Genomic DNA, 15,538 nt, shown 5'->3' with positions numbered 1-15,538 from the left:
AATGGCCAGTGTTTACGCACCGGCCATTTTTACATCACTACAACTCACGGAGATTTGGTAGCAAACTTGCGCATGTTGACGCAGACACTCGAATATCTCTTGGTCCAACTTACCGCCTTCAACCAACTCCTGCAAAATCTGCATCGCTTGCTCTAGCGATATCCCTTGTCGATATGGGCGAGATTGCGTCAAGGCTTGAAAAACATCTGCCACAGCGACGATCCGGCTTGGCTTATCCAGCTCCTTGGCCGTTTTACCCAATGGGTAGCCCGAGCCATCTAACCTTTCATGGTGGTTTGACGCCCAATCAATCACCGCCTGTGAATGGAACATCTTAACCAAAGCTTGGCGCGTATCGGTCGCATGACGGCGGATGCAGACGTATTCTTCGTCAGTCAGCTCTGAGGGTTTGTGCAAAATCGACACTGGCGTATTGAGCTTACCAATGTCATGTACTAAGCCCGCTAAATAAAGCATGCGTTGAAAACGGGGAGAAAAGCCCATTAGCAAGCCGAGATACTCGGTCAATTTGGCGACGTTTTTGGAATGGTGAAACGTAAACGAACTTTTTGCATCCACCAGTTGGGCAAACAGTTCGGCCACTTCGATGGTTTCTTCCAAATCGAGTTCTTGTGAAAAGAACGGTACGGGATGAAACCGCTGCGCGAGGCTTTCTATGTATCGAGAATCCATTGAGAACCAAAAGTCATCACTATCAACCAGTTCAAGCATATGCTGTACTTGATTGGGCTCAAACATCGTCCCCGAAAGTTGCAATATAGACTTAGCAATTTCATTGCGGCTCGCGTCAGTAATATTGCCGAAGCTATCGAGCGAATATTCGGTGTGGAGGTAATCCACTCGGTCAGACAAAAAGATCAGCGCGGCGAACTGCTTATCCTCTTCAGATACACCATCGTGGTCAACCAGATCTTGCCACCATGTATGGTGATGTAAAATGGGTAACGCCAACTCCGCGAGCGGTTTACAAGAGCGGAGAAGATGGAAGCCTTTAACGCAGTGCCGTCTGGTATCGGTTGGTTTCAACGAACTCAGTAACGACGTACGCTCTTCGGCTTGCGAGACGCCACAGTCGTGAATTAATCCTAGAGCAAACGCCATTTGCGCTCGCTCTTGGTCCCAACCCATTCTCAGCGCGCACTGATACGCAATGTAAGCGACCCGATGTCCGTGGTGAATATCGTCCACACCGACCGCATCTAATGCACTTGCCATTTCAAACAGTACCTGTCGTAAATCCACACTGACGTTTTCCTGTGGCAAATCCATATACTCCGCACCAACGTATTGACTAATTATTTCTGGCCGAGAGTAAACTAAACTCACAGGCAAAAGACCACACTAGTTAAATGGCTATTGTTGAAATTGTGATTAAGGTAACGTAATACACTTTAATTGTGCTACATGGTTCTTATATTTAGTGTGATTATTGATAGTGGCCTAACCAATCATTGTCTGATAAGTTAGCTTTACCACTTCAGTTGATAGGCTAAATATGTTCTCAATAACGATAGATGATGAGTTAAAGATCAGCTTAGTAAACGAGTCGTTCGCTTCGACTTATTCTGAATTAATATCCACTCAGGTTGAATATTTATCCCAATGGTTAGCGTGGCCACCATATTGCCAAAGTGAACAGGACTTTCGCTTGTTCATACAACGTGTGCTGCATGAGTACGCGGATGGTAAGTCGATGACCTGCGCTATCATCTATCAAGACAATATTGTTGGCAACTGCAGTTTTAACACCATCAACCATGACACCAAATGCGTCGAAGTCGGCTACTGGTTGTCTCAATCTCAGCAAGGCAAAGGGATTATGACCCGAGTAGTCAAAAAGCTAATTGATATTGCTTTCAACGACTACGGTATGGAGAAAGTGCAGCTATCAGCAGCCAACGAGAACCTCCCTAGCAGAATGGTCGCTGAGCGTGTCGGTATGTCACTGGAAGGGATTATCACCAACCATGAAAAAGTGGGTGACCGCATACTAGATCATGCGGTGTACGGCATCCATCGTCGTAAATAACCTCTTTTCCTCAAGACAATCAGCACAGAATTCTAAGCCTGTTCATGTATTTGCCCGCACATAATGCTAGGATGCGGGTTTAAAAATCATGAGAGATCCCTGTGCCCTCGTTAGTCAAAATACTGCTGCTTGCCGTAGCGTTATGTGCTGGTTTCTTTGCCGGAGACGTTTACGAAAAGCTCAAGAGTCAGATCAACACTGTATCGCTAGATGACTACTGTTTGTTGTCGTCTCAACCATGTACTCAAGATGGCGTCAGCATCACCGTCGATCGAGATGTCAGCCAACCACTTATTCCCACTCATATTTCCGTTGAATGGCCACAAACCAATGCTTCTGAGCTACTTCTTAAACTGGAAGGGTATGAAATGGAGATGGGTACAGCGGTATTCAAATTGACAAAAAATCCAAGCGGCGCGTTCACTGGTGACGTTATTCTCCCTGTTTGTACCACCGAAGAGATGACATGGGTTGGTGAGGTTTCTGATGGTCAACAAAGTATTAAAACATCGCTAAGGATGGAAAGATGAGCAAGAACTGGTCATTAATTTTAGTTGTCGCATTCGCGTTGGGTTTCGGTGTCAAAACCTACCTTGATTCGCAGGCGTCGGTAGAGAGTCACCAAGCACAATCTGATAGCGTGACATTATTTGGTAAAGGCAACCAAGCAGTGGAGATCTTCGATCCGCAGGACCTACGAATCCGCGTCGTCTACTTTGGCTTCACTCGTTGCCCCGACGTTTGCCCAACGTCTTTGGCCATGCTAGCTGGCGCGCTTAACCAAATTGACGAAGAGACCAAAGCACGTTTTCGCCCTATGTTTATCTCTCTGGACCCTGAACGTGACGCAGCGGCTGACTCGTACAAATACGCACAGTATTTCCATCCGATGATTGAAGGGTTGTCAGCGCCACTGGACATCACTACCCCGCTAGCTCATCGCTATGGCGTTATCTTCCGCAAAACCACACTTGAAAATTCAGAGCTAAAATACACTCTCGACCATAGCTCTTACTTTTACTTCCTTAAGCCCGATGGCACCTTAATCACTAAAGTGCCGCATACGCTCACGCCAGCACCTTTGGTTGAAGCGTTTAATACCATCACAACAGAAGGACAATAACATGAAGCTGAAAGCTCTTCTTCTTACTGGTTTGGTACTCAGCCCTTTTGCTCAAGCAGCAACGGATGTTTCTGTGCAGCACGCATACGCACGAGCAACACCACCAAATGCGCCTACCAGTGCGGTGTTTGTTGAGTTTGAAAACAAAAGTGACACAGAGCGAGTGATCGTTGGAGCATCCACCAGCGCAGCTGGCAAGGTTGAACTGCATGACGTAATTAAAGAAGGTGACGTAATGAAGATGCGTCAGATTGAACAAATTACACTTCCGGCGCAAAGCACCACGGTGTTAAAACCAGGTAGCTTGCATATCATGTTGTTCCAATTGACTGAGCCGTTAGTAGAAGGCAACGAGATAGACGTGGAAGTAGCGTTTGCCAACGGCGACACACAGAGCTTTAAAGCTCCGATAAAGAAAGTAATGAGTGGTATGAAACATAACCACTAAAATATCAACAAAGACAAAATAAGGAGCTTAATGCTCCTTTTTTTATCGCGTCAAATGGAACAATTACGATACAAAAAGTAGCCAATACGTTGCTAATTAATTTTTATTACTAAATTTAAATTAATTATAGACACATTATTTCAACACGATAGTATGTTTCCCGCAGCCTTGCTCGCTGTCGTCAAAACAACTTATAAAACTAATCATTTGCAGGGATTCACTATGCAACACAACTCATTTATTGCCCGATTTGCGCGAGGTAACCTCGTATTGCAAATCCTAGCCGGTATTGTTCTTGGTGTAGGTCTGGCAACCATCGCCCCAGAATACGCAAAGAGTGCAGGATTACTTGGAAGCCTTTTCGTTGGCGCGCTAAAAGCCGTCGCTCCTATTTTGGTTTTTATTCTGGTTGCGGCTTCTATCGCCAACCAAAAGAAAAACCAACATACTTACATGCGCCCAATCGTGGTTCTTTACCTTTTAGGTACATTCACTGCCGCATTGACCGCAGTTGTACTTAGCTTTTTATTCCCGACCACACTGACGCTAGTCGCGGGTGCTGAAGGCGCAACTCCACCTCAAGGTATCGCTGAAGTTCTGAACACTCTGTTGTTCAAAATTGTCGATAACCCAGTGAATGCACTGATGAGCGCGAATTACATCGGTATTCTCGCTTGGGCTGTCGGTCTTGGTTTAGCCCTTCACCACGCGTCTGGCACAACCAAAGCGGTATTTGAAGACCTAAGCCACGGCGTTTCTCAGATCGTTCGCTTTATTATTCGTCTAGCGCCGTTTGGTATCTTCGGTTTAGTATCTGCAACATTGGCAACAACAGGCTTTGAAGCACTGGCTGGTTACGCACAGCTACTGGCCGTTCTACTAGGCTCTATGGCAATCATCGCGCTAATCGTAAACCCAATCATCGTTTTCGTTAAAACTGGTGAAAACCCATACCCACTTGTGCTGCAATGTCTACGCGAAAGTGGTGTAACGGCATTCTTTACTCGTTCAAGTGCGGCGAACATTCCTGTGAACATGGCGCTATGTGAAAAGCTTAATCTGGACGAAGATACGTACTCTGTATCCATTCCGCTAGGTGCGACCATCAACATGGCTGGCGCGGCGATCACGATTACAACGCTAACCCTAGCTGCAGTACACACTATGGGTATCGAAATTGACCTGCTAACGGCGGTGCTACTGAGCGTTGTCGCCGCGGTATCGGCTTGTGGTGCATCTGGTGTTGCGGGCGGTTCACTATTGCTTATCCCACTTGCGTGTGGTCTGTTTGGTATTCCAAACGATATCGCAATGCAAGTTGTGGCGGTTGGCTTCATTATCGGTGTGGTTCAAGACTCAGCGGAAACGGCATTGAACAGTTCGACCGACGTCGTATTCACAGCTGCTGTGTGTAAAGCAAAACACAAACAAGAACAGCAATAATCTGCGAATAACGAAAAACGGCCTCTGTATCAGAGGCCGTTTTTTTATCTTTTGTCTACTGGATGGACTGAGACTAAAACTGGCGGAAATCTAACTTCTCAGGTTTGTCTTCAGAATCGGTCGCAAGTTCGATTCCTAGCTCATCATCGCTTGCTTGGTTACTTTCTTGCTCATGACCTTGTTGCATTGGGCTTTGAGCCATATCTGAACCCACAACCTGGTTGCTAAACTCGCTGAAATCAGGTTCCAACTCTAACTCAGGTTCTTGGACGACATCTTCTTTCGGCACATCTTGCTCTTGCAAAGGAACCGTGCGCTTATAGAGCTTATTCAGCGCTTTAATGATCGAATGTTTACCCACTTTGTTTTCACGAATCTTCTTGATGATCGGCTTACACAGAGCTTGTAAACCAACCACGGTATCCACGCCTAAATTAAGTGCCACTCTATCGCGCAACGTTTTGGCTGGTGCGTAGCCAAGCTGAGTCGCCAGAAACAACCAAATGTAAGCAATCGCACTGCCATTCGGACGATAGTCCATCCAAGCCTCGCCAGCGCGGTACATCGCTTCTAGATAACCTCGTTCACAAGCGCGTTCTAACCAGTAGCAACCCAACTCATGATTAGCAGTAACGCCAATCCCTTTGATATAACACAGGCCTAGCTTCATCCGTCCTTCATTACTCTTTAACGCGGCTGCACGGCGGAACAGCTCAAGGGCATAAGCCGGCTCTTGCTGAGGGTTCGAGTCCGATATCCACCAGTCACCTAAAAACAGCAGAGAGTTGACATGGTTAAAGTTCGCCGCCGACTCGAGCACTTCGATCGCTTTAGGAATATCTCGCTCAGTACCACGCCCATAAAACAGCGCATTACCCATCTCAAACTTGTGCTCCAAACTGCCTTCAATCGCGGAAATACAAATTTGCCAGAATCGCGATTGTTCGCGCAGCACCATGTCTTGATTCATGCGATTGCTGAGACGGATAATACCGTACATGCCAGTAACATTATCGAGCTTGGCCGCTTTAGTGTACCAATGAAGGGCTTCTTTTGGTCGAGTACGCTCCGCTTCTTTCGCCAAGTACAAAATAGAAGGGATATCATCATGCTCCGCTTTATAAATGCGGTCTTCGCGCTCTTGCTTGCGGTCTCTTTCCATCGCTTTGCGATAAGCTAACTCGCGTTCTTTTCGTTCTTGTTCCATGCGCTTTCGACGCATGGACAACGCGAGCATCCATAAAAACATACCCAGTAACAGCAGTCCGGTGATACCTATCGCGATACCTATAATATTCATTCAGCTTTCTTTTTCTTTACCTAACGTGTCTTGTATCGGCAGGTGCCGCAATTGTTTGAGTTTTATCATCATACCTTGTGATTCGAATCAAGACGCGAATCCACACCATCAGATGTGATGGTTAAAGGAGTTTTTTCTCATTTAATCAAAGATTTTGCTTCGCAACATAAAAAATTAACGAAGAAAATTAATGATTAAACTATAGACAAACAAACTTGTACGATGACGTTTTCTTACCTATTTATTAGGTGTCGTCAAATAATTTGTGAAACTTTGACCAAAAACAATAGCAGAAGCTTTAGACTTATTTTATAATGCGAATTAATGAATCAGAGTATCACTAAATCCAATATTAGGGGCACACAATGAGACTTATCCCGTTAAAGCAGGCAGCACAAGTAGGTAAGTGGGCAGCAGCCCACATCGTTAAGCGTATCAATGACTTTAAACCAACAGCAGAACGTCCATTCGTTCTTGGTCTACCAACTGGTGGTACTCCGCTTGCTACTTACAAAGCACTGATCGAAATGCACAAAGCTGGCGAAGTTAGCTTCAAGCATGTTGTGACATTTAACATGGATGAGTACATTGGCATCCCAGCGGATCACCCAGAGTCATACCGCTCTTTCATGTACAACAACTTCTTCAACCACGTTGATATCCAAGAAGAGAACATCAACCTGCTTGATGGTAACGCTCCAGATAACGACGCAGAGTGCAAACGTTACGAAGACAAAATCAAATCTTACGGCAAAATTAACCTATTTATGGGTGGCGTAGGTAATGACGGTCACATCGCGTTCAACGAGCCAGCGTCTTCGCTATCTTCTCGTACACGTATCAAAACACTGACTGAAGATACTCGTATCGCGAACTCTCGTTTCTTCGACGGCGACATCAACCAAGTTCCTAAGTACGCACTAACTATCGGTGTAGGTACACTACTTGACGCGGAAGAAGTGATGATCCTAGTTACTGGTCACAACAAAGCGCTCGCACTCGAAGCAGCAGTAGAAGGTTGTGTAAATCATCTATGGACGGTATCGGCACTGCAACTTCACCCGAAAGCAGTGATCGTATGTGACGAGCCAGCAACTCAAGAGCTGAAAGTAAAAACAGTGAAATACTTCTCTGAGCTAGAAGCAAAAAACATCGAAGGCTTCTAATTTAGTTAAGCACTAGAATCGAAAAATCCGAGGTTGATATGCAGGTAACACCTACATCGCCTCGGATTTTTTATTGCTGAGAAAAGCGATTTAATCTTCAGGAAATTCGCCTCTTCTTGCCGAATTATCACCATTCGCGTGCCAGTGTTCGTTCGGATCGAACGCTTCATCGCATAGGTCGATGGTGTAACCCATTTCCTGAATCTCTTTGATGGTAAGATTATCCGCCAATTGAGTAATCTCACCTCTTTCATTGCGCAGTTCCATGTTACCTCCTCTAGCCGAGCCACTACGGCATCCCATTAATCAGTATAGATAACCGTTTTGCTTTGGTAACAGTTTCTTCCGCTCGGATTTGTAGGCAAGCATTTGGACGCTTTCATTTACAGTGTAAAAAACGAGACACTATTATTCGTGCGCCCTAACGAATAAACAATTTACCGAACAGCTTTTGTGCTAATTTTCGGTGTCGTAGCAGCAAGCGACTGCGCGGTAACCAATTTGAAGGGTGGAAAGGAATTGAAAAGCACTGATTGGAATGATCGCGGGGGTGTTTGGAGCATAAACCCAATCAGTGCTGGGTAGTGTGGTTAACCACAATTGTTATTCTGGCACTAAACTAGGATTATCAATACAGAGAAAACCCATTTGTTTACTTCCTATTTTTAGTGTTTTTGAACAAAACCAAGCAGGAATGGCTTGAAAATCGGCAAAATAAGGAACACCCTTAAACCATCATTTTCATAGTATCGAGAATACTTTGTCTGACTTAACCCTCTTACGCTATTACGGCCGTCTTTCAAATTTAGGAACAGGTGAAGAGATCAAAACCTCTCTGCCGAATGTGGCAGAGACACTTTTCACCAGTCCTCGTCATGCACGTAACTTGCTCAACGACATGCAAAAACTGGACTGGTTAGAATGGATTCCTAAGGTCGGCCGCAACCAACGTTCGTCACTGGTGTTGAAGTATCCATTAAACGAGCTTAAAGCTCAGTTGGCCGCGATACGCGTGCGCGAAGGAAAGTATGAAAAAGCACTCTCGATCTTGGATGACGACAAAGTAGCGTTTGGTCAGTTACTGCAAAGCACTTCGGGCGCATCCATGCGTGAAGGCAGGCTACATATTCAGCTAACCTATAAACGCCCCTTGGAGCGTTTAGTCCCTCACCTTCTACAACGCTCGAGTGAGCGCTACTTAATGCGCCAAGTCTATTGCTGTCTTGTTGGGAGCAATTCACAAGGCCAGTTGGAGCCGCAACTTGCCCACCATTGGGAGTGCGACCAACACGCTCGCATTTGGACGTTCTACCTCAGGCCCGGACTCTGTTTTCATAATGGAACCGCAATCGACGGCAATTGCATTGTGAGCCTTTTTGGCAAACTCAAGTCGTTACCCAATTACCAAAGCGAGCTGGCACATTTGGTTGATGTACAAGCACCGCAAAACAATAAAGTGGTGTTTCAACTCAGTGACGCGGACCAAGGCTTTGGAGGGCTAATATCGGGCGTGAAATATGGCATTCAACCCGCTAGTCAGGTCAACCAAGTGGGCCAAACGTTGGTGGTTGGCAGCGGGCCTTTTGTGGTCACTGAGCACTCAAACGCTAAACTGTGCCTCAAAGCATTTGACCGTTACTACGCCTGTCGCGCTCTGACGGACCAAGTCACCATCTGGCAATTTGACGATTCTCATGGCACAGAAAAGCAGATTGAGACCAATCAACCCGAAGCCTACGACCAAGGCTGCAACTACTACCTTTCTCATGCCGCAAATACCAATACAGACAAAGATAGCCAAGAGTCTCAGACCGAAGATGGTTGTCTATTTGTGCTGTTCAACCAACGTGGAGAGACGAATTGGGACAACGCTCAATGCCGCTATTTGTCCGACATTCTTTCGCCAACCAATGTGTTTGAACAGCTAAAAAAGGCCAATACTTTGTTTGGTTGCGTCCGGGCACAGAATTTACTACCCGGTTGGCAAAAAATCCTCCGCCCTAACGCCGACAAAGCGCCTTTACACACGCAACTTTCAATCGCTGTTTATGACTACAGCGCGCTAAAACACTGCGCTTACGCGGTGAAGAATATTTTGCAAGCACTCGGCTGTGAAGTGACCGTCCATGTCTACTCTTACCGAGACCTCAACCAACGTGCGATGGATGGTGAGCTGTCAGAATCTCTAGTAATTACCAACATCAATCTAGACGACAACCGACACGCATCTGCGTTTAACAGCTTGTATCACAACCCTATTTTGCAACATTGTATTGGTGAATCGTCACAGCGCTGGTTGGCGCAATCACTCAATCAATTGCGCTCAGAGAACCCACTAGAAGAGTACCTCAACGCGCTTGATCCGATTGCCTCGGCGCTGATCAATCAGTATTGGTTAATCCCTTTGTTTCACCACCGACAGACGCTGCGCTTTCATGGCGTTCTCAAAGACGTGGCACTCACCAACTGGGGATGGCCGGATATTCGCAACGTTTGGTCAACCGATTAAGTTTGGTTCAAAAGGATGAATTTGCGCTTTCTCAGACTGACTTGATGGAAATCACTTGAGTCGCTGGGTAGTTCCTGTAACGTATTCAGCTTGATTTATACAAGATATTCTCCGATTCAGAGCACCTTCGCGACTATGCCAAACAGTGATATTAAATTTATTGCCGCCGATATGGACGGTACGCTTCTTGACGAAAACGGCCAACTTAACCCTGAATTTTTCGACATTTATCCACAACTGACACAAAAAGGAATCATTTTTGCGGCAGCATCGGGTCGTCAGTACTACAGCCTGATTGAAACATTCTCGCCAGTAAAAGAGCAGATGATGTTTATTGCGGAAAACGGAACTTTGGTGATGCATCAGGGTAAAGAACTGTATAGCTGCGAGATAGATAAACCGTCTATCAAGGCGATTATCGAGCAAGCACGCGCGATTGAAGGCGCACAAATTGTGCTATGCGGCAAGAAGTCTGCTTACATCGAAACTCAAGATCCAGATGCACTGAAAGAGTTCGCCAAATATTACCACCGCTGCCAATATGTAGAAGATTTGCTGCAGGTAGAAGATGACTTCATCAAAGTTGCTATCTGTCATTTTGGCGGTACCGAAGAGCTAGTCTACCCAGCCTTCAACCAAGCATTTGGTCATACACATCAAGTGGTTGTCAGCGCAAAAATCTGGCTAGATCTGATGAATGCAAAAGCGTCGAAAGGCGCGGCGATTGAGCACTTACAACGTACACTCGGTTTTAGCTTTGAACAGACCATGAGCTTTGGTGATTACTTAAATGATCTCGAAATGCTCAAAGCAAGCGGCCACTCGTACGCGATGGAAAACGCTCACCCTAAAGTGAAACAAGTCGCCCGCTTTACTGCTCCGAGCAATAAAGAAGCGGGTGTATTCACCGTCATCAAGCAACAACTGCTCTAATCTCTCCTCTGGGTAAGTCGATCGCCATCGGCTTACCCTCGCGTTCATCGGCTGCGCGACTCTAGTCCAAATGACTAATTACCCCATAACACTTCGAAACTCAGCCCCAATGAAGCCGCGACCAAATCTTCACCCGCTTTCAACTCCGCAAAGAACATGTCGTGATGAAAGCCCGCCAACATCGAAAATTCATCTTCAATCAACTCAGGAGAATTCAGTTCCTTTGAAGCTTCTAACCCGACGTAGAAAGGGTAGCCCCAGAACTGGTTTAAATTGAGTCGATATCTGGCGATCGCCCACATTGCCCACTCACCATTAGTGATCGTATTTTGGTGTTCAGGATCGATGATGCGCTGGTCAATTTCGTATTCTTCTTTCGCGTAAGTGCCCTTGTATTTTAAGCTGACCCAGTGATTCGGATTGGGGCGATAGCGAATACCCAACTCAGACGTGCGAGAGTTTCTCAGCTCCGAAGTGCCCATTGCCGCTTTGACAAACAAATCCCAGTTCTCAAAGTCATGGATATATTTCACTCCAATGCCAAATTCCACGCTATTTTCTTCGTAGTAGAAACCTGGGCTGTCGCTATAAGGTAATTCGTAATAGAACTTAGGCTCGCCAACGTAGGTACCATCAAGAAGCTCGAGGGAAACTTGCAGTTCAGCGGCAATCAGTTGGCTAGGAAACAGTAACAATAAGTAGTACTTCTTCATAATCCCACCGCCTTTCGTGAACGTGTTGCCTCACGCTGACGCTACGAGACCGCTCTCTTAGTTCGCTCGACCTTCTCAAACTTTAGCCAAGATAGTGACGAGCCTAGGTGGTGATTGGAACCGATTTCATTGTTACGACAAGATTACAATATTATCCCATTTTTAAGATAACCAATTGATTCATATGCAACAAAAAAGCCCGGAAACTCCGGGCTTGTTGTCTTCAATTATGGATTATTTCAGCTTGTAGAACACCGTAGAGAGCGGCGGTAAGCTTAATAACAGCGATTGCGGTAGACCTTCACTTTGTGTTGCTTCGGTTTTGACGCTCGCTTTTACTTCGTAATCGCTGCCGTGGTATTTCGCATCATCAGTATTCAACAGCAATTCGTAGGTACCCGCATTAGGCACGCCTAAGCGGAACGAATCGTGCGGCACAGGGGTAAAGTTGCTGATCACCAGAATGCGTTCACCACTTTCGCTGATACGCTCATGTGCCAATATCGACGCTTCAGCCGAGTCTTGCAGTCGCCATTCGAAACCCGCTGGGTCGCAATCTTGGTCGTGCATCGCTTTCTCATCACGGTACAGATTGTTCAGATCGCGAGTGAGTGCTTGCACACCTTGGTGGCGTTCAAATTGCAGTAAGAACCACTGCAGTTGGTCATCATGATTCCATTCTGCGGTTTGGCCGATTTCAGCACCCATAAAGTTGAGCTTCTTACCCGGTTGCGCATACATGTAACCTAAATACGCACGTAGGTTAGCAGTTTTCTGCCATTCATCACCCGGCATTTTGTCGTGAATCGAACCTTTGCCGTACACCACTTCGTCGTGGGATAGCGACAGTACGTAGTTCTCACTATGCGCATACACCAACGGGAACGTGATAGTGTTGTGATGGTATTTACGGTGAATCGGGTCTTCCTGAATGTACGACAGCGAATCGTGCATCCAACCCATATTCCACTTAAAGCCAAAACCAAGACCGCCCATAAACGTTGGCGCCGAAACACCAGGGAAAGCCGTTGATTCTTCGGCAATCGTCATCGCGTTCGGGAAGTATTTGTAAACTTCTTCGTTCATCCACTTCAGCGTCGCAATAGCGTCGTAGTTTTCGTTGCCACCATTAACGTTCGGGATCCATTGGTCGTGGCTGCGTGAATAATCTAAATACAACATTGAAGCCACCGCATCGACGCGGATACCGTCGATATGGAACTGCTCAAACCAATACAGCGCGTTTGACACTAAGAAGCGACGCACGTGCTCACGACCCATATCATAAATGAACGAGTTCCAATCTTGATGCCAGCCGCGACGCGGATCAGGGTCGTGGAACAGCGGCGTACCGTCAAAGTTGGCTAAGCCGTGATCGTCCGACGGGAAGTGCGCTGGCACCCAATCGAGCACCACACCCAGACCTGCTTGGTGACATTGGTCGACGAAGTATTTGAAATCATCAGGAGAGCCGTAGCGGCTAGTCGGAGCAAACAGGCCAACGGGTTGATAGCCCCATGAACCGTAGAATGGGTGTTCAGACACAGGCATCAGCTCAACGTGGCTGTAACCCATATCAACAAGGTAAGGGACCAACTGGTCTGCAAGCTCACGATAACTCAGGAAGTCACCGTTTTCATTACGCTTCCAAGAACCAACGTGCAATTCATAGAATGACAGCGCTTGTTTGCGTTTTTCCGTGACCGGACGGGTTTGCCACTTATCATCTTGCCATTGGTAGCGGGTATGGTCGTAGGTCAACGAGGCAAACGACGGGTATTGCTCTGAGTGCGCGCCCCATGGGTCCGCTTTATGTGGTAGCCCTTCACCGTTTGGACCTTTGAGTTCAAACTTGTATTGCGTGCCTTCTGGCAGGTTCGGTACAAACAGGCCCCAGATACCGTAATCTAGACGCTGCATTGGATGGCGACGACCATCCCACTGGTTAAGCGCGCCCACCAAGCTGCATGAGCTCGCGTGCGGTGCGTAAACCAAGAATCGCGTGCCTGAGATTTGCTTGCCGTCACGCTCCATCGTGATGAACTGAGCGCCCATATGCTTGTACATATCTTTCGGCGTGTGCAGGTCATCGTACTCGGCGTAAATCGAGTGATACTGATAAGGGTCATCCACTATCTGCTCTGTGCCGTTCCAATCAACTGCAAGTGAATAATGGGTAAAGTGCAGGTTTCGCTCTTGTTTTAAGACGAAACCCGACTCTTCTTCACGTTCCAGTTCAATGCGGTCTTCACCGTCGATAAGCAGAGAAACTTTATTCGCACCCGGCATCCATACGCGCAGTGCGACACCCTGTTTGGGGTCGATGAATGGGCCTAAAAAGGCAAAAGGGTCAGCAAACGCAGCTTGTGAAAGTTGGGCATATGCTTCTAATTGTTTGTTTAGAGTTTTCATTTTCAAAATACTTCTCTCCTAACCTAACTTTCAATTGAATCTTGTTATAAAAAAGCCCGCTAAAATAGGTGCGGGCTTAATAGCGTGTTAAAAGTTTACTGAATTCTATTTTCACATAGAGTGATTAACTCGAAACTTTCCGTGTCAACATTGAGATTGCGTTGCTAATTGCTTACCTTAGCACGGACCTCGGTCAACTTTTTCGCTATTCGATTCACCCCTTCTTGAGCAAACACTTCGTCAAGGTTCATCGACAATTTACGACGCCAGTTTGGATACTCATCGACCGTGCCCGGAATGTTGACTGGCTTATCCATTTCTAACCAATCCTCAAGCTGCACGCTAAGTAAAGTCGACGCACCCGCTGCAACATGCAGTTGCAGCGCTTCGGCTAAGTAAGAGTCCATTGGCACGTATTGCGCATCGCGACCGACACCTTCTGGTAAATAGCCGTGCCACGCAACCGAATCGAGAATACCCTGCTTGCATTCAAGACGGTTGGCAAATAGCACCTCTAGCTGCTCAGGATCTGGGTACAGACCAAGCTCTTGACCCATTTTCAGGTCATCGCAATGCCAGAAGCCACGTAACGTCGGCATATCGTGGGTACACAACGCAGACATCGATTGTTCAGCATAGTGCGCTGGAGAAATAAAGCCACCGTCTTCTTCCGAAGTTTCAAAGAAGAACACTTTATATGAGTGGACACCCGCATCACGGAGAATTTCAACAATTTCATCCGGCACCGTACCTAAATCTTCACCAATGACACTACATTGATGACGGTGCGATTCCAATGCCAAGATCGCCAGCATGTCTTCAACCGGGTAGTAGATGTACGCGCCGTTAGTGGCATCTTCACCCTTTGGAATCCACCACAAACGCAGTAGGCCAAGTACGTGGTCAATACGCAGTGCGCCGCAGTGTTTCATGTTAGCACGCAGCAGTTGCACGTATGCATCATACCCGGTAGCCCGCAGCACTTGTGGATTCAGTGGTGGTAAACCCCAGTTCTGGCCCAAAGGACCAAGAATATCTGGCGGCGCACCGATGCTGGCATCCAGAATCAAGTTGCCTTCATCTGCCCACGTTTCGGCGCCAGAGTCCGCCACACCGACCGCTAAATCACGGTATAAACCGACCGACATGCCTTTTTCTTCGGCCAGTGCTTGCGCTTCGTTAATTTGAGTATCCGCGACCCATTGCAAGTACATGTAAAGATGCACTTGGTCTTGGTTCTGATCGATAAATTTCTTCACCGCTCCACTCTCAAAACGGCGGTACGCTTCAGGGAAGGCTGGCCAACCCCACACGTTGCTGTCTTGCATATGCAGTTTGGCGTGCAGTGCATCAAACGCGGCTTGATGCATCAGGCTGTCGCCGCCCTCTTCAACAAACGCCAAAAATGCTTGTGCGCGTTCGCTGTTCTTGTCCAGATGAC

General features: G+C 46.8%; 14 protein-coding genes. 8 read left to right on the top strand and 6 right to left on the bottom strand.

Features of this window, described 5'->3' with window-relative positions; translation table 11 throughout:
- Positions 1 to 12 precede the first annotated feature (12 nt).
- Positions 13 to 1,290, bottom strand: coding sequence for an HD-GYP domain-containing protein (locus tag HCZ42_RS07925; RefSeq protein ID WP_167420179.1), 1,278 nt, complete (start codon positions 1,288 to 1,290; stop codon positions 13 to 15).
- A gap of 226 nt (positions 1,291 to 1,516) precedes the next feature.
- Here HCZ42_RS07925 and HCZ42_RS07920 point away from each other — a divergent pair, with 226 nt between their 5' ends.
- From HCZ42_RS07920 to sstT, 5 genes are all read left to right on the top strand, one after another.
- On the top strand, positions 1,517 to 2,050 hold the full coding sequence (locus HCZ42_RS07920) for a GNAT family N-acetyltransferase (protein WP_167420178.1): 534 nt from the start codon (positions 1,517 to 1,519) through the stop codon (positions 2,048 to 2,050).
- A 101-nt stretch (positions 2,051 to 2,151) separates the two neighbouring features.
- Positions 2,152 to 2,580 (top strand): hypothetical protein, encoded by a 429-nt coding sequence (locus tag HCZ42_RS07915; RefSeq protein ID WP_167420177.1) that lies wholly within the window; start codon positions 2,152 to 2,154, stop codon positions 2,578 to 2,580.
- Positions 2,577 to 3,173, top strand: coding sequence for an SCO family protein (locus HCZ42_RS07910; RefSeq protein WP_167420176.1), 597 nt, complete (start codon positions 2,577 to 2,579; stop codon positions 3,171 to 3,173). Before HCZ42_RS07915 ends, HCZ42_RS07910 begins: the two co-directional genes overlap by 4 nt.
- 1 nt (position 3,174) lies before the next feature.
- Positions 3,175 to 3,621: a copper chaperone PCu(A)C gene (locus tag HCZ42_RS07905; protein WP_167420175.1), complete on the top strand. Its 447-nt coding sequence runs from the start codon at positions 3,175 to 3,177 to the stop codon at positions 3,619 to 3,621.
- Between the two features lie 222 nt (positions 3,622 to 3,843).
- Positions 3,844 to 5,064 (top strand): serine/threonine transporter SstT, encoded by a 1,221-nt coding sequence (gene sstT, locus HCZ42_RS07900; RefSeq protein WP_167420174.1) that lies wholly within the window; start codon positions 3,844 to 3,846, stop codon positions 5,062 to 5,064.
- A gap of 73 nt (positions 5,065 to 5,137) precedes the next feature.
- Here the strand turns inward: sstT and HCZ42_RS07895 are convergent, their stop codons facing one another.
- A complete protein-coding gene (locus tag HCZ42_RS07895; protein WP_167420173.1) occupies positions 5,138 to 6,364 on the bottom strand; it encodes a tetratricopeptide repeat protein in 1,227 nt (408 codons plus the stop codon).
- 365 nt (positions 6,365 to 6,729) lie between these two features.
- Here HCZ42_RS07895 and nagB point away from each other — a divergent pair, with 365 nt between their 5' ends.
- A complete protein-coding gene (gene nagB / locus HCZ42_RS07890; protein WP_167420172.1) occupies positions 6,730 to 7,530 on the top strand; it encodes a glucosamine-6-phosphate deaminase in 801 nt (266 codons plus the stop codon).
- 90 nt (positions 7,531 to 7,620) lie between these two features.
- Here nagB and HCZ42_RS07885 read toward each other — a convergent pair whose 3' ends face one another.
- Entirely contained in the window at positions 7,621 to 7,797 is a 177-nt protein-coding gene (locus tag HCZ42_RS07885; RefSeq protein ID WP_167420171.1) for an aminoacyltransferase, read from the bottom strand.
- Positions 7,798 to 8,290: 493 nt separating this feature from the next.
- Between HCZ42_RS07885 and HCZ42_RS07880 the strand changes: the two genes are divergently transcribed.
- A complete protein-coding gene (locus HCZ42_RS07880; protein ID WP_167420170.1) occupies positions 8,291 to 10,039 on the top strand; it encodes an SgrR family transcriptional regulator in 1,749 nt (582 codons plus the stop codon).
- A gap of 135 nt (positions 10,040 to 10,174) precedes the next feature.
- A complete protein-coding gene (locus HCZ42_RS07875) occupies positions 10,175 to 10,972 on the top strand; it encodes a Cof-type HAD-IIB family hydrolase (RefSeq protein ID WP_167420169.1) in 798 nt (265 codons plus the stop codon).
- Between the two features lie 74 nt (positions 10,973 to 11,046).
- On the opposite strand, the gene HCZ42_RS07870 is transcribed toward HCZ42_RS07875, so the two are convergent.
- The 3 genes from HCZ42_RS07870 to malQ form a co-directional block, all read right to left on the bottom strand.
- Positions 11,047 to 11,685 carry a hypothetical protein gene (locus HCZ42_RS07870; RefSeq protein WP_167420168.1) on the bottom strand — a complete coding sequence of 213 codons (639 nt, stop codon included), beginning with the start codon at positions 11,683 to 11,685 and terminating at the stop codon, positions 11,047 to 11,049.
- Positions 11,686 to 11,919: 234 nt separating this feature from the next.
- Positions 11,920 to 14,097: a 1,4-alpha-glucan branching protein GlgB gene (gene glgB / locus HCZ42_RS07865; protein ID WP_439848991.1), complete on the bottom strand. Its 2,178-nt coding sequence runs from the start codon at positions 14,095 to 14,097 to the stop codon at positions 11,920 to 11,922.
- A gap of 164 nt (positions 14,098 to 14,261) precedes the next feature.
- Positions 14,262 to 15,538, bottom strand: a 1,277-nt coding sequence (malQ, locus tag HCZ42_RS07860) for a 4-alpha-glucanotransferase (protein WP_167420166.1), incomplete at its 5' end; no start/stop codon positions are given.

Source organism: Vibrio hepatarius, from assembly GCF_011806575.1.
Lineage (GTDB): Bacteria > Pseudomonadota > Gammaproteobacteria > Enterobacterales > Vibrionaceae > Vibrio > Vibrio hepatarius_A.
This window is presented reverse-complemented; position numbering and strand designations above follow the sequence as displayed.